The sequence below is a fragment of the Flavobacterium sp. 90 genome, from assembly GCF_004339525.1.
Classification (GTDB): domain Bacteria; phylum Bacteroidota; class Bacteroidia; order Flavobacteriales; family Flavobacteriaceae; genus Flavobacterium.
In genome coordinates this window covers 4268544-4294763 of the sequence record NZ_SMGE01000001.1, presented here as the reverse complement: position 1 = coordinate 4294763, position 26220 = coordinate 4268544, and the positions used below count along the sequence as shown (strand labels likewise).

Here is a 26220-nt window from a genome sequence, read left to right as displayed (position 1 = left end):
AAGATGGAAGTGGCGGTTAATCTTGAACTCAAAACCCTGAATGTAAAACAGGATATCACATATTATAATACATCTAAGGATACATTGAATACAATTGTTTTAAACGATTGGAACAATGCTTTCTCAGATAAAAATACGCCACTTGCAAAACGTTTTTCTGATGAGTTTTATAGAGGTTTTCATCTTGCTAAACCTGCTGAAAGAGGAAATACTACGATTTTGAATCTCTCAGATTCTGATAATATGGCGTTTGAATGGGTAAGAACAGACAAGAATCCTGATTACATCATTGTTAAACTAAATCGAAAATTATATCCGGGAGAAAAAATAGATTTGCATCTTACTTATATCTCTAAAATTCCAAGTGACAAATTTACGCGTTATGGTTTTACTCAAAATGGTGGAATGATTTTGAAAAACTGGTTTCTAAGTCCTGCAAGATTTGAAAATCATAGTTTTACAAAAAATAATAATTTCAATCTGGATGATATTGCTAATGCGAGTACTGATTATCAAATCGAAATAAAACTTCCTGCCAGCTATTCTATTACAACAGATTTGAATTCGGTTTCAAAAGATATTACGAATCCTTCTTTTAGCACTTATTTATTCTCTGGAAATAACAGAACAGATTTTAATTTTTATATCGAAAAACAGAATACATTCAAAAGTTATGACAATAGTCTTGTAGAAGTTTTATCGGATTTAAAAACCAAGAAACTGGATGAAATTCAAAAGGCAATTATAATTGATCGAGTGGCTACTTTTGCAAATAATTTTATTGGGAAATATCCACATGAAAAAATATTGATTTCTCAGGTAGATTATGATAGAAATCCTTTTTATGGATTAAATCAGTTACCATCGTTTATAAGTCCGTTTAGTGATGATTTTATCTTTGAGATAACTTTCTTAAAAACGTATCTGAATAATTATTTAAAAAATAGTTTGCACCTCGATCCCAGAAAAGACAATTGGGTTTATGACGGAATTCAGATTTATGCCATGATGAAATACATGGAGCAAAATCACCTGGATCAAAAAATGCTTGGACGACTTTCGGACATGAAACTGTTTAAAAGTTATAACATTACAAATCTGACTTTCAACGAGCAATACAGCTATTATTATATGTTAATGGCGAGAAAAAATCTCGATCAGCCACTTGGCGACCCAAAAAATACTTTAATAAAATTCAATGAACAAATTGCGAGCAAATATCGCGCAGGTTTAAGTCTGAGTTATTTAGATGATTATCTAAATCATAATATCGTTCCTGAAAGTGTTCAGGAATTTTATAATCTGAACAAAAAAGAACAAACGAATCGCTATGATTTCGAAAAAATATTAACGAAAAACAGTCCAAAAAATATCAAATGGTTTTTCAACACCATTATAGATTCGCGTGATATTATTGATTATAAGTTTACGAATGTTTCGAGAACTAAAGACAGTGTTCAATTTAAAATAAAAAATAAGACAGATAACTTTGTCCCAATTCCAGTTTATGGAATTAAGAAAAATGAAGTAGTATTCAAGCAATGGATTGAACCAAGGAATAATGATTCGATTTATGAATTTGCCCGAAAAAATGCAGACAAACTGGTTCTGAATTACGACAATGAGGTTCCGGAATACAATCAAAGAAACAATTGGAAATCTCTTAAAAGTGTTGTAATAGTAAATCGTCCTATAAAATTTAATTTTGCAAAAGATCTTGAAGATCCCTATTACAATCAGATTTTATACATCCCAACGCTTACTTATAATTTATACGATGGTTTGACGCCAGGAGTTCGTTTTCATAACAAAACTATTCTTGACAAACCGTTTACTTTTGACATTAATCCTGCTTATTCTATAAATGCAGGGACAATTTCCGGTTCTTCGGCATTTTCATGGAGCGAATATTATAGAAATAGTACCTTATATAATGTACGATATTCAATTAGTCAAAATTATTATCACTACGCTCCTGACGCTGCATATTTCAGATTAAATCCGATGGTTCAGTTTAGAATCCGTGAAGAAAATTTTAGAGACAATAGAAAACAGTTAATACTGTTTCGTCAGGTAATTGTAAATCGTGAAGCAAGCAAGTATATAACTGACAATTCAAAACCAAATTATTCGGTTTTCAATGCACGTTATTCAAATACAAAAACTGAGTTGATAAACCATTTCAATTATATGAATGATCTCCAATTTTCAGGAGATTTCGGAAAAATTGCGGGAGAAGTTGAATATAGAAGGTTATTCGAAAACAATCATAAATTAAATTTAAGAATGTACGCCGGAGCTTTTATATATAACTCTACAAATTCAGATTATTTTAGTTTTGGTTTAGATCGTCCAACGGATTATCTTTTTGATTATAATTTTTATGGAAGATCTGAAAGTACGGGATTCTTTAGTCAGCAATTTGTAATGGCCGAAGGAGGTTTTAAATCAAAAATAGAACCAGCATACGCAAATCAATGGATGACAACTCTAAATGCCAGTTATTCGATTTGGAACTGGATTGAAATGTACGGAGATCTTGGTTTTATGAAAAGTAAACATCAAAGTGCAGACTTTGTTTATGATAGCGGTATACGGTTAAATCTGGTTCCGGACTATTTTGAGATCTATTTTCCGGTTTATTCAAATAATGGATGGGAGGTTTCTCAAAAAAATTATGACCAAAAAATACGATTTGTAATGACTTTATCCCCAAAAACATTAGTCAATCTTTTCACTAGAAAATGGTTCTAATCGAATGAATTTTAAATAAAAACCTGCATTATTATCACAAAAAACAAATTTTACATAAAAATACCACAAAAAAAGTACGTAGTTTTTTGGTTTTAAATACAAATAATTGAATTATATTTATTTTAAAGAATTATGATTATTGATTGTTTTTAAGTAATTTCGCAGAGTAAACATGACTCTCCAAGATTATGATAAAAGAAAAAAGCAATACTACATTAACATTTGAAGATTTCAAAACTGAGGTATTGAACGACTATAGAATTGCAGTAACCAGCCGCGAATGTAGTCTTTTAGGTCGTAAAGAAGTATTAACTGGTAAAGCCAAATTTGGAATATTTGGAGACGGAAAAGAAGTGCCACAGCTTGCTATGGCAAAAGCTTTTAAAAACGGAGATTTCCGTTCCGGATACTATCGCGATCAGACTTTTATGATGGCAATTGGCGAGCTGACTCCAAAGCAATTTTTCGCAGGTTTATACGGTCATACCGATTTAGATTTTGATCCAATGTCTGCAGGAAGACAAATGGGCGGACACTTTGTAACGCACAGTTTAAACGAAGACGGATCTTGGAAAGACTTAACAAAACAAAAAAATTCAAGCGCAGATATATCTCCAACAGCCGGACAAATGCCAAGATTATTGGGATTAGCTCAAGCTTCAAAAATTTACAGAAATGTTGATGGTATTACTATCAAAGACAAATTTTCTGTAAACGGAAACGAAGTTGCATGGGGAACTATTGGGAATGCAAGTACATCTGAAGGTTTGTTTTTTGAAACTATAAATGCTGCCGGAGTACTACAAGTACCAATGGTTATGAGTGTTTGGGATGATGAATACGGAATTTCGGTTCACGCAAGACATCAGACTACAAAAGAAAACATCTCTGAAATCTTAAAAGGATACCAACGCGACGAAGATTCTAAAGGTTATGATATTTTTAGAGTAAAAGGTTGGGATTATGCCGAGTTAGTTTCTACTTATGAAAGAGCCGGTGCAATCGCACGCGAACAACACGTTCCTGTTTTAATTCACGTAAACGAATTAACTCAGCCACAAGGACATTCTACTTCTGGTTCTCATGAACGTTACAAAAATGCAGAAAGACTGGCTTGGGAAAAAGATTTTGACTGTATTCGTCAGATGCGTTTATGGATGATCGCCATCAATATTGCATCTCCTGAGGAATTAGCTGAAATTGATTTTGAATTGAAAAAAGAAGTTCTTGAAGCCAAAAAAGAAGCTTGGAACTCTTTTATAAATCCAATTATCGAAGATCAAAAAAATCTTTTAGTATTATTGGAGCAAATTGCTGAGGCAAGCATCAATCATAAAGAAAGAATTAAAAAATACATCTCTGAATTAAGCGCTATAAAATCACCTTTAAAAAAGGAAATGCTTGTTATCGCAAGAAAGATTTTACGCTTTATCGAAGTTCCAAATAGTAAAGCTATACTATCAAAATGGATCACAGATTATATTGGAGTTACTCAGGAAAAATTCAGCAGTAACTTATATTCTGATTCTGAACAAAATGTATTTTCAGTTCAGAAAGTACTCCCTGAATATGCCGAAAATGCAAAAGCCGACTTAGACGGACGTATGATTTTACGTGACAATTTTGACGCTTTATTCAGCAAATATCCTGAAACTTTAATCTTTGGTGAAGACGTAGGAAACATTGGTGACGTAAACCAAGGTTTAGAAGGAATGCAGGAAAAATACGGTGAACTTCGTGTTGCCGATGTTGGTATTCGTGAAGCAACTATTCTTGGACAAGGAATTGGAATGGCTTTGAGAGGCTTACGCCCTATTGCTGAAATTCAATATTTAGATTATTTATTGTACGCGATTCAAATCATGAGTGATGATTTGGCTACTTTACAATACAGAACCGTTGGAAAACAAAAAGCGCCATTAATCATCAGAACCCGCGGACATCGTCTGGAAGGCATCTGGCATTCTGGTTCTCCAATGGGAATGATTATTAACGCTATTCGCGGAATTCACGTTTTGGTTCCTAGAAATATGACCCAAGCGGCAGGTTTTTACAACGCTCTTTTAGAGACTGACGAACCGGCTTTAGTAATCGAATGTTTGAATGGTTACCGCTTAAAAGAAAAAACTCCACTGAATTTTGGAGAATTCAAAACACCAATTGGTGTAGTTGAAACTCTAAAAGAAGGTTCAGATATTACTTTAGTTTCTTACGGATCAACATTAAGATTAGTAGAACAAGCGGCTGTAGAATTATTGGATTTAGGAATTGATTGTGAAGTAATCGATATTCAGTCTTTACTTCCGTTTGACGTTAACAAGGATATTGTAAAAAGTATTGCCAAAACAAATCGTCTTTTAGTAATTGACGAAGATGTTCCAGGTGGAGCTTCAGCATTTATTTTACAACAAATTCTGGAAGACCAGGACGCTTATAATTACTTAGACAGTAAACCGCAAACTCTTGCTGCCAAAGAACACAGACCAGCATACGGAACTGATGGTGACTACTTTTCAAAACCTTCTGCCGAAGATATTTTTGAAAAAGTATACAGCATGATGAATGAAGTTAATCCGTCTAAATTCCCTAGTTTATACTAAGAATTTAATTCGGTTTTGAATATAAAAAAAGCTTGTAGACAATTGTTTACAAGCTTTTTTATTTTTACACAAATTACGTCATTGCGAGGAACGAAGCAATCACACTATAAAAACATGACGTGATAAAACAAGTGAGATTGCTTCGTTCCTCGCAATGACAAAAAATCCGCGTCTTCGCGATAGCGAATCCCTGTCATCCGCGTGCCATTCCCCGCAAACTAAGCCTTCAATATAGCCCTAGCCTTCTCTAAATCCTCTGCCGTATCAATCCCAATACCAACATGAGTTGTTTCAACCATTTTAATACGTTTTCCGAATTCTAAATAACGTAGCTGCTCTAACTTCTCAGAAGCTTCCAAAGATTTCATTGGCAAACTATAAAAATCTAACAAAGCCTGTTTCCTAAAAGCATAAATCCCGATGTGTTGAAAATAACGCACTCCAACGTCTTTATCTCTAGGATACGGAATCACGGAACGCGAAAAATACAATGCAAATTGCGATTGATCAACCACCACTTTTACATTATTTGGATTATTTATCTCGTTTTCATTTGTAATTTCACGCATTAACGAAGCCAAATCAATCTTGCGATCTTCATCATTTTTAAAAACAGACAAAACCTGTTCTAAAGGTCCAGCTTCTGTAAAAGGTTCATCGCCTTGCACATTTACAACAATATCAACATCTAAATTTGCAATAGCTTCAGCAATTCTATCACTTCCTGATTCATGCTCTTTGATGCTCATAATGGCTTTTCCACCGTGATTTACGATCTCATCAAATATCAAATCAGAATCAGTTACTACAAAAACATCGTCGAACAATTTTGTTGAAACCGCAGCTTCATAAGTTCTTAAAATCACAGTTTTTCCACCTAAATCCTGCATCAGTTTAGCAGGAAAACGTGTTGAAGCATATCGTGCCGGAATTACAGCTATTATTTTCATTTTAAATTTATTTTTAAACGTAAACAAATGTAACTATTCGAAATTAAGTTTAAAAAAATAATCACAACAGAACGATTTAATGTGATTGCCGTGATTTTAAAAATACATTATATTTATAAGAAAAAACATCATGAAAAAACTGTCGGTATTGATTCTGCTTTTATTCAATTTATTTTTTATTACTTCGGCTTTAAGCCAAAAGAATAATCCTAAAATAATTAACGCATTTTCAAACCACATTTTTGATGGAAAAGGATATCAGCCACTTGATAACTTAAAATGGAAATACAAAACCGAAGGTAAAATCTTTGCTTCTCCAGTTGTAAAAAATGGTATTGTTTATATTGGCAGTGAAGACGGTTTTCTATATGCAATTGAAGTAAAATCAGGAAAAACAAAATGGAAATTCAAAACTAATGGAGCAATTCACAGTTCTGCAAGTATATTTGAAAACACCATTTACTTTGGCAGTTTTGATGGAAATTATTATGCCATAAACAAAGAAGACGGAAAACTAATCTGGAAATTTAAAACTGGCGGCGAACATTGGCTTGGCGAAATTGGAATGTGGGGAATGAAACCGGAAACCCAATATATGGAGGATTTATGGAGCTTTTATTTATCATCTCCTGTGGTTTATGAAAACGGAAAAGCAGCCGCAGTTTTATTCGGAAGCAGCGATGGAAACGTATATTCTGTAGACGCTAAAACAGGTGACTTAAAATGGAAATTCAAAACTAACGGACCCATTCACGGAACTCCTGTAATAGATCAGGATAAAATTTACATTGGAGGTTGGGACGCTACATTATATGCATTGAATATTGAAACCGGAAAAGAAATATGGAATTTTGCCACGGGAACAAAAACTGGTTTTAAAGGAATCCAATCTTCTGTTGCAGTTTCTGACGGTAAAGTTTATTTTGGAGCAAGAGAACCGTTCTTTTTTGCTTTAAATGCCGAAAACGGAAAACTAATCTGGAAGTATAATGCCGAAAATTCCTGGATCTTAAGTTCTGCTGTAATTCAAAACAATACTATTTATGTAGGAACATCTGATACTTATGCTTTATTGGCTTTGGATGCTAAAACCGGAGCCGAAAAATATCGTTTTAAAGCAAATGGTTATATTTATAATTCACCGGCAATTGCTGGAAACACGATTTATTTTGGAGATTTCACTGGGAATTTCTTCTCTTTGGATTTACTTTCAAATGGAAAAAAATCAAATTTAGTAAGCACAGAAAATCGCAAACAATTCGCAGCTTCAACCTTAAAAAATGACTTATTAGATTTTGGATATGCTGGTCAAAACGAAGATCTGTCAGTTTATGATAACAATAAAAAAGTGATGGATCAATTTTATCAATTAGGCTCTATTGTTTCATCGCCATTTATCGATAATAACACTATTTACTTTGGAAGCGCTGACGAATATTTATATGCTTATAATTTAGAAAAATAGAAGATTTTGTGAATCTATTTGTCTTTATAGCTTTTTAACCTGATCTGGAAAACGCATTTTACCTCAAAGCGCGCAAAGGTTTTTCGCAAAGTTCGCTAAGCTTTGTTTTTCTTCTATTTGTCTAAAAGTTCGCTAAGCTTTACCTAATATGTTTCGTCGTATAGCTTGTAAACTTTGTGCTCTTTGCGAAAAACCTTTGCGCGCTTTGCGGTAAAATTTATTACATGATTTTCACCGATGTCATACTCAAAGAACCAGCTAATAATTTATCATTAAACAAACTCAATTCTTCTGTTTTTTCTTTTAAACCTAATGTGTATAATAAAGGTAAATAATGATCCGGAGTTGGAATCGCCAATTGAATCGCTTTATTCATCTTTTCGAAATCAATCAAAGGCTGAAAATTTCCGTCCAATAAATAATTGTTAACGGTTTCACGCGCTTCAATCGCCCAATCGTAACCGTAATTGTCTTTATCAAAATTTCTGAAATCAACCAGACGAAGATTATGAACTATGTTTCCGCTTCCGATAATCAAAACACCTTTTCGACGCAATGATTGTAACTTCTGAGCCAACTCAAAATGATATTGTCCTGATTTTGTATAATCAATACTCAACTGAATTACCGGAACATTTGCCTCTGGATATAAGTGCTTGATGACACTCCAGGCGCCATGATCTAAACCCCAATGTTCATCTAAATCTACGTGAACAGGTTCTAAAATTTTCTGAGTTTCCAAAGCTAATTCAGGACTTCCTTTTGCAGGATATTGTACATCAAATAAAGCTTGCGGAAAACCTCCAAAATCATGAATCGTTCTTGGCATTTGCATCGAAGTTACTTTGGTTCCGTTTGTAAACCAATGCGCCGAAACACATAGAATCGCATTTGGTTGTGGCAATGTTTTAGCCAAATTTCGAAAACCAGTCACAAACTGATTTTCTTCAATTGCATTCATTGGGCTGCCGTGTCCTAAAAACAAAACCGGCATTTTATCTGTATTCGAAAACGTTGATGAAATCGAATGTAAGTCGTTTAATGTTGTCATTGTTGCTGTTTTTTCGCCATGAATTTCACGAATTACACTAATTTACTGAACTCAAAAGTAATTTGTACTAATTCGTGAAATTCGTGGCAACTAATCATTCTTCAAAACTCTCGTCTTTAAATCCTATCAAATATAACTTATTTTTAGCACGTGTCATAGCGGTATAAAGCCATCTGATATAATCACGATCGATTCCGTTTGGTAAATATGGCTGTTCAATAAAAACGGTATTCCATTGTCCACCTTGTGATTTATGACACGTAATCGCATAGGAGAATTTCACTTGTAATCCGTTAAAATACTCGTTTTCTTTTACTTTCTGAAACTTCTTATACTTTGTCGTTTCATTTTCATAATCCTTCATTACTTCTTCATACAAACGATTAGATTCTTCATACGTTAAAGATGGAGATTCACTTTTGATTGTATCTAATAACAAAACCGTTTCAAAAGGTTTCTGATCAGGATAATCGACCATTCTGATTTTTACTTTTGCAAAAGTAAATCCGTATAATTCTTTGATTCCAAAAAGCTCCAAAACTTCAATAATATCACCATTGGCAATAAATCCTGCTTCATCAGTTTCTTTTAGCCAGAAATAATTATTCTTAACCACCATCAGGAAATCGCCCACAGAAAGCTCACTTTCTTTAAACAAAATCCTCGTTCTGATCTGTTCATTATATTGATTCGCTCTTTTATTCGAACGAACTATAAACGCTGTATCTTCAATACTATAATTGCTGTAAGCCGAATTAATTGCATCCTGAATATCGTAACCATCCGTTAAACGAACAATATCTTTAAACCTTTTTACATTGAATTTAAACTCGGTAATAAAGCTTTCTTTTAGAATTTCACGTAATTCCGTAGCGTTAAATAAAATCCCAGAGCTTTCCTCCTGACGCATTACTTCGTCAAGTTCGATATGCTTGATTTCTTTATTATAATGAGCTGCCAAAGTATGCGTATCAAGTGCCGGACTAATATCTAAATTCACGGGCGGCAACTGCGCTGTATCTCCAAGGAGAATCATCTTGCAATTGGTTCCGGAATATACGTACGAAATCAAATCGTCCAGAAGCGATCCGTTATCATAAAGCTTAGAATCTGAATTACTATCAGAAATCATCGAAGCCTCATCGACGATAAAAATGGTGTTTTTATGCTTGTTCAATTGCTTGGTAAAAGCAACGCCTCCACCAGCCGACTTTTTAGGAAAATATATTTTTTTATGAATTGTAAAAGCGGGCGTATTCGAATAATTGGAAATTACTTTTGCCGCACGACCCGTTGGCGCCAGCAAAACAAACTTTTTATTAATATCTCCAAGATTATTTACAATTGTCGAAATCACAGTCGTTTTTCCCGTTCCGGCATATCCTTTTAGTACAAAAATAGTATCGTTATGTGTGTCCGTTAAGAAAATAGCGATTTTCTGAAAAAATATATCCTGTTTGTATGTTGGAGGAAACGGAAATCTTTTTTGCAAAACACCGTAAAACAATGATGAATTCATAAGGTAAAATTGAAATACAAAGTACGGGCTTTTTAATGGCAATGTCAATTTAATATTTCTTCACCATATAAGTAATATAAGTTCATATTATCCAGGAATCAATACAAAAGCTTTATTACAGAAACCAACCATAGCCCAAGCTTTCAACCTTGGGAAACGAATTATGATAATATTTTTCCACCATATAAGTGATATAAGTTCATATTATCCTGAAATCAATACACAAAGCTAAATCTTAAAATACCTACATCACTTATAAGTAAAGAAAACTTAACCTTGCTTTAAAATCTAATTGAAATTGTTTTTTGAAATTGCAATTATAATTCTTCCTTTTTAATTTGTAAGTTTGTACTCGCCTTAAATTCTTTCTTGATTCAAAAACAGGTAACGAATTGTAAATCAAATATGTCATTGCAAAATACTAATATCACTTCAAAAAATTACAAAAAATTATCTATTCAGGTTTCCTTGAATGGATTTTCATTTTGTTGTTTTGATACTCTAAACAATACTATTACAGCGTTTAACGAAGTTAACTTTGATGCTGCACAAAAAACATCAAAAATTGAAGACTTATATAGTGCTGCTTTTAAAAACTATCCTGAATTAAAAGATTCTTACGACGAGATTTTGGTAATTCACAACAACAATCTTTCAACTTTTGTACCGTCGGCTTTGTTCGACGAAAATTACTTAGCAAGTTATTTACAATACACTACAAAAGTTTTTGAAACCGATTTTTTTACTTTCGATCACCTTTCAAAATACGAAATGAATTCGGTTTATATTCCATATGTCAATATTAATAACTTTTTAATTGACACTGTTGGTTCGTTCGATTACAAACATGTTAACAGTATTTTGGTGGAGAAAATTATTGAAAATTCAAAAAACAATGATGAGAAAAAAATGGTTGTGAATTTCAATCCGGACCATTTTGAAATAATCGTTGTACAAAATCAAAAACTGCTATTATTCAATTCTTTTGAATACCAGACTCCAGAAGATTTTCTCTATTATATTCTATTTACTGCCGAACAATTGAGCTTAAACCCAGAAAGTTTTCCGCTTGAATTATTAGGAATAATAGATAGAAACGACCCGTTTTATGCCATTGCTTACAAGTACATTCGCCATATTTCGTTTATGGATGTAGAAACTTTACAGCAAAGAAACCGCTTTTCAACTGCACAAAATCAAAAACATTATATCTTATTTCAATCATGAGAATCATTTCAGGAAAATACAAAGGACGCCGAATTTTTCCGCCAAAAAACCTTCCTGTAAGACCTACGACTGACATGAGTAAAGAAGCATTGTTTAATGTTTTAAATAATCATTTTAGTTTTGACGGCTTAAAGGTTTTAGACTTATTTTCGGGAACCGGTAATATCAGTTACGAATTCGCTTCACGCGGAAGTGCTCCAATTACCTCTGTTGACGGTGATTTTGGATGCGTAAAATTTGTAAAGCAAGTCGCTTCAGAATATGATTTTAATATCGCAGCTACGAAAAGTGATGTTTATAAATTTCTGGAAAACTGCAAAACATCATACGATATTATTTTTGCAGATCCACCTTACGGATTAGATCAGAATGCTTTTGAAAAAATTGTCTTAACAGTTTTCGAAAGAGATTTACTTCATGAAGACGGAATGATGATTATAGAGCATTCGAAATATACAAAAATGGAGCATTTAAGTAATTTTTCTTTTCAGAAAAGCTACGGCGGATCTTTCTTTAGTTTCTTCGAATTAAATTCTACGGACGATGATGAAGAACTTCCTGATGATTTCATTAAAATAACAGAAGAAGACGAAGGATAATTTCCTTTTTTAAATCATAAAAAAATCCCTTGAAATTCAAGGGATTTTTTGTTTTTATCGAACTCTGCTTTCATTCTCATCAATGCTTTTCTCCTTAAATTCTGTTCCTTTTACCTTTCCAAAAGAATATTTTATCGATATTGAAACTTCTTGATTATCTACAACATATCTCGCTTTTGAATTAACCTTGTTAATGGTAAATTTTTCTGTTTGAATATTATTTTTAAAAATATTATTCCAGCTTAAAGTACAATTCCATTTTTTGAGGAATTTTTTTGAAACCGTCATATCAACTACAAATCTGGGATTTGTAACAAAAACTCCAGTATATTGTTTTGTTAATCCCCAAAAATTCAAATTAAAAAAATATTCCTTTGGAAGTTTAAACTCATTATTTGAACTAAAATAAGCATAAGGTTTAGAGCTCATAAATACAGCACTATGATCTTCAATTTTCTCTAAAATAAAAATCAAAGAATTCGTTGTTGTCCAAAATTTATACGTGAATGGTAGCACAAATTCAGTTGTAAAGCCAGAGCTTTTATCGAAATTTATATCCTTAAAAGTCATTATATTATTTTGATCGTCAAAAGAGAAAGTATTATAAACTGGATCTTTGGTCTGATAATAACTAAGTCTAACCGACTTATCATGATATTGAAAAGTAGCTGCAATTTCGTCGGTAATTGTTGGATCTAGGAAAATATTACGTGCGTACAAAAAATAAGGATTTATATACGTCGCGCCCTGACTTAAAGACGAATAATTGGGTCTGGAAATAGTTTTAGCATAATTTAGACTAATATTTCTTGTGCTGTCAATTGCAAATGTAAACTGTGCTTTCGGGAAAAATTTGGTATAATTTTTATCAACTAAAGGCGTTAAATCACTTCTGAATTTCCCGTCTACATTAGTATTCTCAACTCTAAAACCAACTGAAAAATCGACTTTTTTAATCTTTCCGGAGAGCTGACTATATCCTGCTAAATTTTGCTCGCTAAAATCATAATGACTTATTTCTTTTACATTTGTCTCATAATACAAAATATCAAAATCAGATTTTGAATTAGCAGAAGAATACAATCCTCCAGCTTCTAATTTCATTTCGTTTTTGAATTTTTTCTCTGTATCAATTCTTCCGGAAAAAACATTTACTTTAAATTTCTGATCTCGATTTTGCGTCAATTCAAATCCTGAATCATTAAAATTATCCTGAACATTACTCAAAGAAGTCTGGTCAAAATTTGAATATTGAAGTCCGGTAAAAACCTGCATGTCAATTGCTTTTATTTTCTTTGAATAGTTCAAAAATGAGTTTACAAAATTCTTTCTGCCGATATTATCACTAGCAGTTACAACATGATTTATTTCGTCTTTATTTTTATTATCCGTTATTGTATTGATTGGAAAAACATCAGTTTGCAACTTACTATTGACACTAAATGAGAAATAATCATCTTCGTTTATTTTATAAAACAAACCTCCTCCAAATACGAATTGTTTTCTTTTTGTATCAGCCGTTACATCGTATTTAGAAGCAATATCCGCAGTTGGAATTTGATAATCTATACTATGATTTTCCCAAGGATTTAAACGATTGTAATTAAAATTTGCTTTCAGTTCGAGTTTGTTTTTTTTGAAATTAGAATTAAACCCAAGGTAATTGTTGTAGTTTTTTTTGAAAGAAGCAACCTCAGAAATCTCCGTTCTAAAGCTGTCTTTTTTGCTAAATTTTCTTGTAATTAGAATCACAGAACGTCCTTCGGCTTCATATTTAGAAGATGGGTTCTGAATAATTTCGATGGTTTTAATATCGGCTACAGCCAAAGCATTCAAATCGTTCATTCCTACTTTTTGATTGTCAATATAAATCAGCGGACTTCCTTTACCAATAACCGTAATACTTTCTTTGTCGGAACTAAGCTGAACGGTTGGTAATTTTGCCAATAAATCGACTGAATTTGGAATCGAATTGTAAATCGAATTGGCAACATCAACTTTAATATTCCCGTTTGTATTAGTAAAAGTTTTTTTGTTTTGAGTAATCACAACTTCATTTAACTTATTCGAAATACTGTCTTTAGGAGTTTCGGTTTGTGCATTTGCAAATAGCGAACAACAAAATAAAATTAAAATTAGAAAAAGTTTAAAAGGTAAAGAAATGTTCATTTTTTGATTGATTTTAGATTGAAACAATGCAAAAGTGCTTCTAAAAATGAGTTCTGAAGGTTAATTGAAGGTTAATGCGGAGTTAACGTACTTTTTGAACTATAAAAGCATTATTTTTGAACTGGAGAATTCGCCACGGATTTTACGGATTGAACGGATTTACGCTGATTTTGTTTTTATTAGTTTTGTTCAATAATAGCTGTATAAATCCGTTTAATCAGCGTCATCCGCGCGACATAATCTCTCGTAGATTTAAAGAAATCATTTTCAAATCAGCGTGAAAAACAAAAAAATCTGTGTAAACCAGTTTAACCTGCGTCATCCGTGTGCCAACAAAACATTATGAAACAAAGAATCAATTTATTAATCGCATTTTCTGTTATCGCTTTGATCGTTTTATCGACGGTTCAATGCTATTTGGTAAAAACGACATACGATTATAAAGTGGCGCAATTTCATACGGAAATTAAAAATGAAATCGCCCAGATATCAAACAACTACAGTGATATAGATTCTGCAATTGTTTCCAGAAAAGAAGCCCTTTATAAAAATTTATCAGAGAATTACCTTAAAGGAAAAACAACCAAATTTGATGTAAAAAAAGGGATTCTTGACAATGAATTTCAAGATGCATTAACACAAAAAATTAAACGTAAGTTCGAACGCGATTTACCGAATCTTAAAATTGATTTTGCAATTGTACTAAATAAATTCATTTTGTATCAAAACAGAAAAAAAGCAGATACAATTTTCTCTCAAAAGCCTTTTATTCAAAATAAATTATACGGAAACCTGATTTCTCTAAATCATGCTTTTCTGGTTCGCAATTACGTTGGAACCACAAACGGAACTTACGCCAATCAGGATTACAAATTATTGACAGAAGATTCAATGTACGTTTCTGTAATCGACTGGGAAATGATTATTCTGAGACGAATGACAGTTGTTTTGATTTTGTCTTTATTATCTATTTTAACGCTTATAACGCTATTTGTAATTGCAATAAAAGCCTTAATTAAACAGAAAAAAGTAAGCGATGTCAAAACAGATTTTATCAATAATATTACACACGAACTAAAAACGCCATTGGCAACTTTAAGTATTTCGACTAAAATCCTGGAGAACAAAAATATTCGTGACAATGATGAAAACTTCAACTCGATTGTCAATACGATTTCACGCCAAAACAATCGTTTACAAAACTTGATCGATCAGGTTATGGCAAATTCGCTGGCTGAAAATGAAATTGAATTACAAAAAGAAAAGATAGAAACCGAAGATTTTCTTACTGCAATTGTGAATGATTTTAAAATTACATTCCCAAAAATCAATCTTCAAACTGATTTTCAAACGCAGAAAACAATTTTAGTTTTAGATAAATTTCATCTCACAACGGCTTTTTTAAATGTTTTGGAAAATGCTGTAAAATATGGTTCAAATACAATTACGATAAAAACAAGAATAGTCCAAAATCAATTTTCTATTAGTATTGAAGATGACGGAATTGGAATTGAAAAGAACAAACAATCCCTACTTTTCGAAAAATTCTACCGTGTAGAACAAGGAAATCTTCATAATACAAAAGGCTTAGGTTTAGGTTTGTATTATGTCAATCAAATTATAAAAGCGCATCAGGGCACAATTAACGTTGTGAGTGATTTAGGAAAAGGAACTCAGTTTACTATTTTATTAAAAATTTAATTACCTTATTTTGAAAAGATTACTTTTAGCTGAAGACGATTTTGATTTTGCCGGAATTTTAAAAAAATATTTAGAATTACATCAATTTGAAGTAATCTGGGCAGAAAATGGAGAAATAGCTTTAGACTATTTTAAAAACCAGGATTTTGATATTTGTGTTTTTGACGTCATGATGCCAAAATTGGACGGATTTTCATTGGCCGAAAAAATAATTACGATTAATCCTGAGATTCCATTTATTTTTCTAACAGCAAGAAAGTTAAAAGAAGACAAAATCACCGGATTAAAACTTGGTGCTGACGACTATATCATAAAACCTTTTGAAGTTGATGAACTGGTTTTGCGTTTGCAGAATATCCTAAAGAGAATCGAGCAAAAAAGAACTCTGGAAGGAAACAATATAATTGAAATTGGCTCTTATGTTTTTGATAATGAAAGATTAACACTGAATAATAAAAATCATGTCCAGCAACTTACAGAAATGGAAGCTTCGCTAATTGAGTATTTATATCTGAACCATAATCAGTTATTAAAGAGAGATCAAATTTTAATGTCGGTGTGGAAAAAAGATGATTATTTCTCAGGACGAAGTATGGATGTTTTTATCAGCAGACTTAGAAAATATTTCAATTCAGATCCAAAAATCAGTATTGAAAGTACACGTAATATTGGCTTAGAATTTAAAATAGAAAAACCTTGATTCGTCAAGGTTTTTCTATTTTATTTATAGATTATTTTCCAATAACCCATCCTAATGTAAAATTAATAATAGGCGTAAATTCTGTGTCATATTTATCAATATTAACACCGGCACCTAAGCCTAGTTCCAAATTAAATTTTCTTTTGTAAGTTCTTTGAAAACCCCAAAGCGGACCAATTGTTACAGAAGGAGAATATTCATTAAACCAACTATTTGAAGAAATAGATTCAAAGTTATAAGAGACTGAGGCAGCAAAAAAGTTCCCCGAGTTATAGGCTGTTCTTTTTCCTTTGGCGGCTCTTTTTTCCAGATTATAATAGTGACGAAATTGTTCGTTAATTGTTGGCACAAAATACCAACTAGATTCATCATAAAAATCATTATGTCTGTAACCTATATTCAAACTTAGTTCTGAGTAAAGTGTATTTTTAGTATCAAAGCCATGTTCATAAACAAAACCCGGAGTGAACATATTAATTTTAAATTGATGTTTTCTAACAGAAGTTACAACTTCATCTTGTGCATAAACTCCATTAAATAAAAGAACGGCAAGACATAAGAACAAATATTTTTTTTTCATTTTGGTTATTTAAATTGGTTGCGCCAAAAATAGTATTTAAATAATACAAATCGTATTAAAAGAACGTTTTAACACTGAAAAAAATATAAGTTTTAAAAGCAATTGTATAACGGTTTCAACAGCCAAGCTAATACATTTGCTATGAACACTTTAAAACTAGAAATCATGAACCTAAAAAGATTTTTTGGAGCCTTACTAACCATTCTTGGCATCGTTGGACTTATTTATACAGCCGTGATATTCTCCAGTACATCCGGAGCAACAAGAGATATAAAATCGTTAATTATTTATGGAATTCTGGGTATTGTTTTCTTTACCTCCGGAATCAGTCTGGTACGTACTACAAAAGACGAATCATAATTTATTGTGGCAATAAAACGTCAGCAATTTTTTTGTAAGCAGGAGTTTCGACATTGTATTTAGCGCCTTCTTTTACTACAAACTGAGTCAATGAAATTGCTTCTGTATTTTTGCTTGCCAATAAGTCTCTATGCATAGATGAAGTCGCTTCTTTTGGTGACTTCTCTAATTTTACGATTGTTTGTTCTACAATATCATCAGGCAATTTCAAGCCTTTAGCATTGGCAACTGCTACAATTTCATGTATCAATTGAACATAAAGTTCTTTAGATTCGGGATTGCGTAAAATATCGCCAATATTTTCATTTAAATAGGAAGTTGCAGAAGCCAACGCCGAAATAAAGATAAATTTCTCCCAAACCGTTTCTTCAATATTATCAACCAAATAACTTTCGATTTTTGCCTTTTGCAAGATGTTTTGCAATTCTTCTAATTTTGATTTTGAAGCCGTTTTAGAACCAAAAAATAACTTTTCATAAAAACCCATCTTACGAATTGTTCCTGGCGAAAAAATCATCGAAATAATATAAACACAACCTTCCAAAACTACATTTTCAGGAAATAACTCCTGAATACGTTCCGGTGCATCAACTCCATTATATAAAGGAAGAATCACCGTTTCCGGAAGAATACATTTTTTTAGCGAAAGTAAACTTTCTTCAATATCATAGGTTTTGGTAGCGCAAATTAAATAATCTAATTGTCCAATTTCATCCGGATTATTCGAAACCAATTTTGGACGAACAATAAATTCAGATTCATCAGTAACGATTTTTAATCCGTCCTGAGCAATTATTCTTTGCGTTTCTCCACGTGCAATAAAGACAATTTCAATCGCATCCGATCCAAAATAAGCTTTCGCCAAAAGTGCTCCAAAATAACCACCAACTCCGCCAAGTCCTAAGATTCCGATTCTTTTCATAATTATTATTTTTTTAGCCACGAATTACACTAATTAACGCGAATTTTTGATCTAATACTCGCCCGGTTTGTCATTGCGAGGAACGAAGCAACCACACTCCTACCAGACAATAATTAATATAGCAAATGAGATTGCTTCGTTCCTCGCAAGGACAAAAATGAGAAAAAAAATCCGCATAAATCCGCGCTTTCGCGAAAGCGAATCCGTACAATCCGCGTGCCATTCAACACAAAGTCATTCAACACAAAGTTACTCCTCCAAAACAGGTTCCAAATTCAACTCTGTAAAATCATGCTCTGTTTTCGAGATTATAATTGTCGCCACAGTATTTCCAATTAAATTGGTTATTGCTCGCGCTTCACTCATAAATTTATCAACTCCCAGTAAAAAGGCCAAACCTTCGACCGGAATCTTATGCAAAGCCGTCAAAGTCGACGCTAGAACTATAAATCCGCTTCCGGTTACTCCTGCCGCACCTTTTGACGTTACCATCAGGATTCCGATAACACTTAATATTTCGAAAAAACTCAAATGAACATCATACAACTGTGCCAAAAATATCACCGACATCGATAAATAAATCGAAGTTCCGTCAAGATTAAAAGAATAACCAGTTGGAATCACTAAACCCACAACCGATTTACTACAACCCATTTGTTCCAATTTTACCATAATACTTGGCAAAGCGGCTTCTGAAGACGAAGTTCCTAAAACCAATAAAAGTTCTTCTTTAATATATTTTAAAATCGAAAGAATACTGATTTTATAATATCTCAAAATACTTCCCAAAACCAGAAACACAAATAACGCCATGGTTAAATAAACACATAACATCAATTTCCCAAGCGGAATCAAAGTTTGTAAACCAAATTTACCAATCGTAAAAGCCATTCCACCAAAAGCACCGATTGGAGCTAAATACATTACGTATTTTAATCCAAGGAAAACTACTTTCGAAAAACGTTCTAAAACTAAAATCGTTTGTTCTCTTTTTTTATAAAAATTCAAGGCAATACCGCAAACAATCGCTGCCAATAAAACCTGCAAAGTAAAGTTCGAAAAGAAAAACTCTAACCACGAAAAATGTTTGGCAGTACCACTTGTATATTGACTTGCATCGCCAAGAGTCAATCCTGATCTATCAATTTTTCCAGGTTTAAAAAGATAAGCAACAGAAACTCCAATAGCCAAAGCTACGGTCGAAACCACTTCAAAATATCCGAGAGCTTTTATTCCAATTCGGCCTACTTTTTTCAGATTTCCCATTCCGGAAATTCCTAAAACAATCGTTAGAAAGATAATCGGACCAATAAAAAGTTTGATAATATCAATGAATCTTTTTCCTAGTATTTCCATTTTCACACCATTTTCAGGCGAAAAATGTCCAAGCAAAATACCTGCGATAATAGCAATCAGAACCCAAAAAGTAAGATTGGTTATGATGACTTTAAAAGTACTTTTCTTTGGTTTCTTAGAAGATTTTGGGGCGGTTATATTCATGAGGATAGATTAGAGAGTATCACAAATATATATAAAAAATGCAGACCTATAAGCCGGATTCTGTCTCTGATAAATCAGAGCCTTATCATTTATCTAGATCCCGCATTACTGCGAGACTCAAGCTACCTACCCTTCAACAACGGACGAGAAGCCCTTAAATGCTGATATACTTGGTATTTCACCGCATAGAGTTTACCTGGTTTCACTACAGCATTACCTGTACATACTTTCTGTTGCACTTGTCCTTGCGCTATTTCTAACGCCGACGGGTGTTACCCGCTATGCTTCTCTGTGGTGTCCGGACTTTCCTCCCTCCCGATGAATCGGAACGACGATAAGGCGGTCTGCGCGGCAAAAGTAACGATTTATCAACTAAGAATAATCATTTTAAATTTTAGATTTTAGACCTGTTTTCATAACATTTTAATTTTAAATTAGTTATCTTTAAAATCCATAATTTTAAAATTCAATTATTATGATTAGAATGTATCATTACGCAACTGTTTCAAAAGCTTTAGATCAATTGAATGAAAAAGGATTTACATGTGATTTTAATCTAAACTCGGACCTGATTAAAAAAAATCCTGAAAAATTTGAAATTGTTCATGTGTATCGATACGAAGGGGATTCGGACCCAGGCGATGAGGCAGTTGTATACGGAATTAAGTCAACTTCTGGTAAAAAAGGAGTTTATGTCGCGGGTTTCTCCGCCGACTCAGATCAGGAAACCGCAAAGTTTTTATTCGATCTAAGTATAAAGGGCAGGTGATTTTTAAGGAGCTATTTCCTGCTATTCGCTGTATCTTTTCCTTGTTAAAGAAACAAGAAAAAGGATACCGCTGCTATCAGGGCTAGGGCTTTAGGTTTTATAAGAACCATTGTTTTTTTATGGCACGCAGATTTTACAGATTTAAACAGATGTGCACAGATTTATTTTTCTCATTTTATGTCAACCTGAGCGAAGTCGAAGGCGCACTAATTGGAACGCTGGCTTCGACTTCGCTCAGCCTGACAATAATAAAAATGACAAAAAAACTTTGTAGAACTACCTGCGGAGATTACTTCGTTCCTCGCAATGACATAAAATCCGCATAAATCCGTGTTTTCGCGATAGCGAATCCGCATCATCCGCGTTCCATTTCAATCCAATAAACCATCCTCAATCCAATAAACTACAAAAAAAGTCCATCATAAAATGACAGACTTTTAAAAACAATACATAAAATAAATTATGCTGTTGGTATTTTTATTTTCCAACCTGCCTGAATCAAGTCAGGGTTTTTAATAAGATCTCTATTAGCTTCAAAAATTGCTTCCCAGGAAACGCCGTGTGCTCTTCCTATTTTCGATAGAGAATCACCACTTACAACAGTATATTCTGTTGTTGTTCCTTCGGCAACTACAATATTCATTACCACATCTGCCGATCTAAATTCAGGATCTAACTTTCCGTAAGCATCCCAAACCTGATCTTTATCTGCAGCTGATTTTGCTGTTCCGTCAATATAAAGCACATTATCCTGCTCTCTTACTTGCAAATTTGCGATTCCTAAATTAGTCGCCAAATCTGTTAACTCTTTGTATTTATCCAGTAAACTCATAATTTCTTTATTTAATAGTTAACTTATTTTCAACTTTTTTAGGCTTCAATTCCTGTACACTTTTGATCAAGTTTGGTAATTGCTCTTTTTTGATCGTTCCTGTAAGAGTTACAACGCCATCTTTAATCGCAGCAGTCACACCACTATACGTTTTTACAACATCATTTACCGAAGTAGTTAAAACTGCATCCGGATTAATTTCAACAGGAGCTTCCGTCGCTACAGGTTCCGGAGCCGCAATCTCACAGTTATTCACTACAGATTTTACACCTTTTATACCTTTAACGATGCTCTCTGCATTTTGTTTAAGAGCTTCGTCTTTACAAATACCTGATATCGTTGCAACTCCATCTTTTACAGTCACGTCAACACCTGGCAAAGCACTTATTTTTGCAGCAATTTCTTTTTGAATATCTGCGTCTTTAGGGCCACAAGCTACTAATGAAAAAGCAAGGCACAGTCCTAATAAAATTGATTTAACTTTCATAATGATATCTTTTTTAAATTAATTAATTCTCTAAGTTAACGAATAAATCCATGAAATATTACAAAATAATCCTACAATTTTAAAACTTATTAATTTCTTAAAATTAATGCATAAAAAAAGTCCTGAATTTTAATATTCAGGACTGCTGTGATTTAAATAAATTTTGGTCTGTTTTTTAATCAAAATAATTCTCAGGATAAAGTGTTTGTCCGTACTTTTTAAAAATCGAATTTATGTTATCCTTTTTCTCCAATTCATTGCTTGAAGACGCTGTTTCCATATAATGTGACATTTCTTCAAACAAATCATCTAATCCGGCTGGAGTTACGGTACATAAAAGTTTGGCAGGTTTATCGCTTAAGTTTTTAAAGCCATGAACAATTCCGCTTTTTGGAATATTGACAAAAGAGTTTTTCTTCGCCACATAACTTCCTAATTCTGATTTGAATGAAACTTCTCCTTCCAAAACAAAAAAAGTCTCTGCAAAATCAGGATGCGCATGCGGATTTGGTCCAGCTCCAACCGGAACCGACATTTCGATTACAGCATATTCTCCATTAGTTTGTTTTCCCGAAATAATGATTCGGTAATTTCCTCCGGCTATTTTTAATTTTTGACCTTCAGTTTCGTCGACAGTTGTTATTGGGTTTGGAGTTTTCATTTTTAAATTTGTTTAGCTACAAAAGCTGGTTCTAAAATCCAAAGCAATTCCTCCAACGCTGAATCAGGAATTTTCACAACAGATTCCAGTTGAATTTTTCCATCAGAAATTACTAAAACCCCTTCATTATCTTCCTCATAACCAACAGATTTAAATGAATATTTTGGAGATGAAATTTCAATTTCTTTTTTCCCGTCTTTAAACCAACCATAATTAGCTTCGTAAATAACTTTATCATTCAATATTTCAATTGTTTCTTCGCCGTAGGTATTCCATAATGAAACTCGAAGAAGATAAAATCCCATAAGCGCAAATATTCCAATTCCAATTACATGACCAAATTGCAGTCCACCACCAATTAGCACACTAACAATAGCTCCTAATGTAGGAAATAGAAAAAAAGCAAACGTAAAAAAGAACATTACAGCTCTAATTGCCAGTGGAGATTTCTTAACTTTTAAATTTAAAATATTATTCTTAAAACTATATTGTTGCATTTACTATGATATTTATTTTTTTTCAAAATATTGATTATTGAAAATCCTTTTCGCTCACCTTTTCATTATATAAAAGCTCAACAATTTTAGCGCTTTGGGAATCTTTATCAACTCCAAATCTCATGGTTGTGAAATATGTTAGTTTATTGAATTTTTTATAATCTCCATAAACTACAGTTGCAAATGAATCTTTTTCGCCTTTTACAGTCTCTGATTTCACTAAAAAAGAAGTCTTATCGTCAAAATACAAAAACTCAACTTTTTTGTTGTCACCAATACCAGTAGCTTTTACTTTGTGACATTTTGCTGATTCAAAATCTTCAGTTCCTAAGTATTCCAATTTGTATAAAGATGGATCTAAATAATCCAATTCATTAAATATATTTTTTTTGAAAGCTTTGTCTTTAAAATTATCCTGATTGGCAACTGTTTTTTGACCACTACTTAAATTATAACCGACTTTGCCATCGTACCAGGATTTAAAAACCACTCGTTCTCCATATACTATTTCAAAACTGCCAATATTTGGTTTCATTTCTTTGACAACCCAATTTGCAGTTCGCCCTTCCATTTGAGTTTCTGAATTGGTATAAAGTGTTTTTATACTTTTTATAAAATTTTTTCCTCCCATTGCATCAAGTTCTTTATTAATAATTGCAACAGCTTTTTCATCTTGTTGCTGAGCATTAATTGAAATTGAAAAAAGGGCTAATAGCAGGACGAAGTAAAATTTTGAATAGTTCATCTAGTACTTATTTTAAAAGTTGATTTTACAAAGTGTAGTATTATACTACCTTAAAAATAGTACTTTTTTACTACAAATAACAAATACTAAAGACAAACTAATGAACATTATTGAGGCGAATAATCTGCTTTATTCAAAACCCGATCTTCAATATTTCCAATGACATCACCATATTTCTCGGTGTATTGTTTTTTTATATCGATCCATTCTTTATCGGCTTTAAAACCGTTCCAGGCTTTTTTCATTGTGTTTTGATCCGGCCATTCTAAAAAATAAACAAACTCGGTTTTCTTATCTGATTTTGATTCGTAGATAGATAAAATTTTAAAATTATACTTTTTCATAATACGCATTGCATGATCTCGAAATCGCTCATGAAAAATATCCTTATTCTTTTCGAAAATTTCATAAATACGCAATTGATAAACAGGAGTTGTCTGTGTTACACTTTGTGCTTTTACAACCGAAGTTGCGATTAATAATAAAGTCAATAAAAACAGTTTCATATTTAATAATTTATATAGGATTAGTATCTTCTAAAAATAGCTTTCTTAAAATTACAATACTGATAATAAGCTTTTTGTATTCAATCAAAAGTATAAATTAAAATGACGATTTTCAAAATTAAATACTTCAAGAACAATTCGTTTTCATGCTTAGTGCGATTGCTTCGTTCCTCGCAAGGACTTTGATTGTCGATTATGATTGCGATCCTACTCCCGTCCCGACGCTTCGGGATCGGGATCGCTCAGGATGACAAGCATGCAGAAAAAATCCGCATAAATCCGCGTTTTCGCTTTAGCGAATCCGTTTTATCCGCGTACAATTTTACCGTCTTCTCATTTAAAAATGTTAATTTAAATTGCTTACTTCCTCACATTCAAAACGCTCAAAATTCCGTCAAATAATTATCAATTTCAGATTTGTGATTTGGTAATTTTCAGCCTATATTTGCTATCGAATAAAAAGAATATGGAACAATTTGTAGTATCGGCTCGTAAATATCGCCCACAGACCTTTAAGGATGTTGTAGGTCAGAAAGCCATTACCAACACTTTGTTGAATGCTATTGACAGTAATCACCTTGCTTCTGCCCTTTTATTTACAGGGCCTCGTGGAGTTGGTAAAACAACTTGCGCGCGTATTTTGGCTCGTAAAATAAACCAGCCCGGATATGATGATCCTAATGAAGATTTTGCTTTTAACGTTTTTGAGTTAGATGCTGCTTCAAACAACTCGGTTGATGATATTCGTAATCTGATTGATCAGGTTCGAATCCCGCCACAAACCGGACAATACAAAGTTTATATCATTGACGAGGTTCATATGTTGTCTTCGGCCGCTTTTAATGCTTTCCTGAAAACATTAGAAGAACCACCAAAACATGCTATTTTTATTTTAGCAACAACAGAGAAACACAAAATTATTCCAACGATTTTATCTCGTTGTCAGATATTTGATTTCAAAAGAATTACCGTAAAAGATGCTAAAGAACATTTGGCAGAAGTTGCTACAAGTCAGGGAATCAATTTTGAAGACGATGCTTTGCACATTATTGCTCAAAAAGCTGATGGTGCAATGCGTGACGCTTTATCTATTTTTGACCGTGTTGTTTCGTATTGCGGAACTAATTTAACGCGTCAGGCTGTAACCGAAAACCTAAACGTTTTAGATTACGAAACTTATATTACGATTACAGATTTACTTTTAGAAAGTAAGATTCCGGATCTTTTATTAGCTTACAATGATATTCTTGCAAAAGGTTTTGACGGACATCATTTTATTGCTGGTTTAGCTTCGCATTTCAGAGATTTATTAGTGAGTAAAACTCCCGCTACAATAACTTTACTTGAAGTTGGAGAACAAGCTCAACAAATGTATGGCGTTCAGGCACAGAAATGTTCTCAGGATTTTTTACTAAAAGGAATTGACATTGCAAATGACTGTGATTTAAAGTATAAATTAAGCCAAAACCAACGCCTTTTGGTCGAATTATGTTTGATGCAATTGGCCTCTATCAATTTTGATGGAGAAAAAAAAAAGTTGAGCAATTCATAATTCCGCCTACTTATTATAAAAATGGAAGCTACTCTATAGTTGAAGTCCAAAATCCAAAGTCCAAAGTCGAAAGT

The 26220-nt window shown here is 32.8% G+C and carries 23 protein-coding genes and 1 other RNA gene; 10 read left to right on the top strand and 14 right to left on the bottom strand.

Features of this window, described 5'->3' with window-relative positions; translation table 11 throughout:
* Positions 1–3: 3 nt before the first annotated feature.
* Positions 4–2754, top strand: a complete 2751-nt coding sequence (locus C8C83_RS18020) for an aminopeptidase (RefSeq protein WP_121329768.1) — start codon at positions 4–6, stop codon at positions 2752–2754.
* A 188-nt stretch (positions 2755–2942) separates the two neighbouring features.
* Positions 2943–5354 (top strand): alpha-ketoacid dehydrogenase subunit alpha/beta, encoded by a 2412-nt coding sequence (locus C8C83_RS18015; RefSeq protein WP_121329767.1) that lies wholly within the window; start codon positions 2943–2945, stop codon positions 5352–5354.
* Positions 5355–5572: 218 nt separating this feature from the next.
* Here the strand turns inward: C8C83_RS18015 and kdsB are convergent, their stop codons facing one another.
* Complete coding sequence (kdsB, locus tag C8C83_RS18010) at positions 5573–6304, bottom strand: 3-deoxy-manno-octulosonate cytidylyltransferase (protein ID WP_121329766.1); 732 nt, start codon at positions 6302–6304, stop codon at positions 5573–5575.
* A 130-nt stretch (positions 6305–6434) separates the two neighbouring features.
* On the opposite strand from kdsB, the gene C8C83_RS18005 reads away from it, so the two are divergent.
* Positions 6435–7769, top strand: a complete 1335-nt coding sequence (locus C8C83_RS18005) for a PQQ-binding-like beta-propeller repeat protein (RefSeq protein WP_121329765.1) — start codon at positions 6435–6437, stop codon at positions 7767–7769.
* 220 nt (positions 7770–7989) lie between these two features.
* Here the strand turns inward: C8C83_RS18005 and ygiD are convergent, their stop codons facing one another.
* Positions 7990–8820: a 4,5-DOPA dioxygenase extradiol gene (gene ygiD, locus C8C83_RS18000; RefSeq protein WP_121329764.1), complete on the bottom strand. Its 831-nt coding sequence runs from the start codon at positions 8818–8820 to the stop codon at positions 7990–7992.
* 94 nt (positions 8821–8914) lie between these two features.
* A complete protein-coding gene (locus tag C8C83_RS17995) occupies positions 8915–10339 on the bottom strand; it encodes an AAA family ATPase (protein WP_121329763.1) in 1425 nt (474 codons plus the stop codon).
* A gap of 405 nt (positions 10340–10744) precedes the next feature.
* On the opposite strand from C8C83_RS17995, the gene C8C83_RS17990 reads away from it, so the two are divergent.
* Both C8C83_RS17990 and C8C83_RS17985 read left to right on the top strand, forming a co-directional pair.
* Positions 10745–11566 (top strand): DUF3822 family protein, encoded by an 822-nt coding sequence (locus tag C8C83_RS17990; RefSeq protein WP_121330089.1) that lies wholly within the window; start codon positions 10745–10747, stop codon positions 11564–11566.
* Positions 11563–12165 carry an RsmD family RNA methyltransferase gene (locus tag C8C83_RS17985; RefSeq protein WP_121329762.1) on the top strand — a complete coding sequence of 201 codons (603 nt, stop codon included), beginning with the start codon at positions 11563–11565 and terminating at the stop codon, positions 12163–12165. Before C8C83_RS17990 ends, C8C83_RS17985 begins: the two co-directional genes overlap by 4 nt.
* Positions 12166–12219: 54 nt before the next feature.
* On the opposite strand, the gene C8C83_RS17980 is transcribed toward C8C83_RS17985, so the two are convergent.
* Positions 12220–14334, bottom strand: a complete 2115-nt coding sequence (locus C8C83_RS17980) for an outer membrane beta-barrel family protein (protein WP_132011831.1) — start codon at positions 14332–14334, stop codon at positions 12220–12222.
* A gap of 342 nt (positions 14335–14676) precedes the next feature.
* On the opposite strand from C8C83_RS17980, the gene C8C83_RS17975 reads away from it, so the two are divergent.
* The gene (locus C8C83_RS17975) at positions 14677–16035 is read left to right on the top strand and encodes a HAMP domain-containing sensor histidine kinase (protein WP_121329761.1); all 1359 of its coding nucleotides are present in this window, start codon (positions 14677–14679) and stop codon (positions 16033–16035) included.
* Positions 16036–16045: 10 nt separating this feature from the next.
* Positions 16046–16735: a response regulator transcription factor gene (locus tag C8C83_RS17970; protein WP_121329760.1), complete on the top strand. Its 690-nt coding sequence runs from the start codon at positions 16046–16048 to the stop codon at positions 16733–16735.
* A gap of 31 nt (positions 16736–16766) precedes the next feature.
* Here C8C83_RS17970 and C8C83_RS17965 read toward each other — a convergent pair whose 3' ends face one another.
* Complete coding sequence (locus C8C83_RS17965; RefSeq protein WP_121329759.1) at positions 16767–17315, bottom strand: hypothetical protein; 549 nt, start codon at positions 17313–17315, stop codon at positions 16767–16769.
* A 165-nt stretch (positions 17316–17480) separates the two neighbouring features.
* Between C8C83_RS17965 and C8C83_RS17960 the strand changes: the two genes are divergently transcribed.
* On the top strand, positions 17481–17675 hold the full coding sequence (locus C8C83_RS17960; protein ID WP_121330088.1) for a hypothetical protein: 195 nt from the start codon (positions 17481–17483) through the stop codon (positions 17673–17675).
* Between the two features lies 1 nt (position 17676).
* Here C8C83_RS17960 and C8C83_RS17955 read toward each other — a convergent pair whose 3' ends face one another.
* From C8C83_RS17955 to rnpB, 3 genes are all read right to left on the bottom strand, one after another.
* Positions 17677–18597: a 2-dehydropantoate 2-reductase gene (locus C8C83_RS17955; protein ID WP_121329758.1), complete on the bottom strand. Its 921-nt coding sequence runs from the start codon at positions 18595–18597 to the stop codon at positions 17677–17679.
* Positions 18598–18846: 249 nt separating this feature from the next.
* Complete coding sequence (locus tag C8C83_RS17950) at positions 18847–20097, bottom strand: cation:dicarboxylase symporter family transporter (protein ID WP_121329757.1); 1251 nt, start codon at positions 20095–20097, stop codon at positions 18847–18849.
* Between the two features lie 33 nt (positions 20098–20130).
* Positions 20131–20448: RNase P RNA component class A (rnpB, locus tag C8C83_RS17945), an RNA gene on the bottom strand.
* Positions 20449–20572: 124 nt separating this feature from the next.
* Here rnpB and C8C83_RS17940 point away from each other — a divergent pair.
* Entirely contained in the window at positions 20573–20866 is a 294-nt protein-coding gene (locus C8C83_RS17940) for a hypothetical protein (protein ID WP_099708599.1), read from the top strand.
* 460 nt (positions 20867–21326) lie between these two features.
* Here the strand turns inward: C8C83_RS17940 and C8C83_RS17935 are convergent, their stop codons facing one another.
* The 6 genes from C8C83_RS17935 to C8C83_RS17910 all read right to left on the bottom strand — a co-directional run bounded on the left by C8C83_RS17935 (position 21327) and on the right by C8C83_RS17910 (position 24594).
* Positions 21327–21698, bottom strand: a complete 372-nt coding sequence (locus C8C83_RS17935; protein WP_121329756.1) for a LysM peptidoglycan-binding domain-containing protein — start codon at positions 21696–21698, stop codon at positions 21327–21329.
* A 7-nt stretch (positions 21699–21705) separates the two neighbouring features.
* Positions 21706–22185, bottom strand: a complete 480-nt coding sequence (locus C8C83_RS17930) for a BON domain-containing protein (protein ID WP_121329755.1) — start codon at positions 22183–22185, stop codon at positions 21706–21708.
* A 175-nt stretch (positions 22186–22360) separates the two neighbouring features.
* Complete coding sequence (locus tag C8C83_RS17925; RefSeq protein WP_121329754.1) at positions 22361–22846, bottom strand: cupin domain-containing protein; 486 nt, start codon at positions 22844–22846, stop codon at positions 22361–22363.
* Positions 22847–22848: 2 nt separating this feature from the next.
* On the bottom strand, positions 22849–23343 hold the full coding sequence (locus C8C83_RS17920; RefSeq protein WP_121329753.1) for a hypothetical protein: 495 nt from the start codon (positions 23341–23343) through the stop codon (positions 22849–22851).
* Positions 23344–23377: 34 nt separating this feature from the next.
* On the bottom strand, positions 23378–24088 hold the full coding sequence (locus tag C8C83_RS17915; protein ID WP_121329752.1) for a hypothetical protein: 711 nt from the start codon (positions 24086–24088) through the stop codon (positions 23378–23380).
* Positions 24089–24195: 107 nt separating this feature from the next.
* Complete coding sequence (locus C8C83_RS17910) at positions 24196–24594, bottom strand: NIPSNAP family protein (RefSeq protein ID WP_121329751.1); 399 nt, start codon at positions 24592–24594, stop codon at positions 24196–24198.
* Between the two features lie 466 nt (positions 24595–25060).
* On the opposite strand from C8C83_RS17910, the gene dnaX reads away from it, so the two are divergent.
* A complete protein-coding gene (dnaX, locus tag C8C83_RS17905; RefSeq protein WP_121329750.1) occupies positions 25061–26146 on the top strand; it encodes a DNA polymerase III subunit gamma/tau in 1086 nt (361 codons plus the stop codon).
* Positions 26147–26220 lie beyond the last annotated feature (74 nt).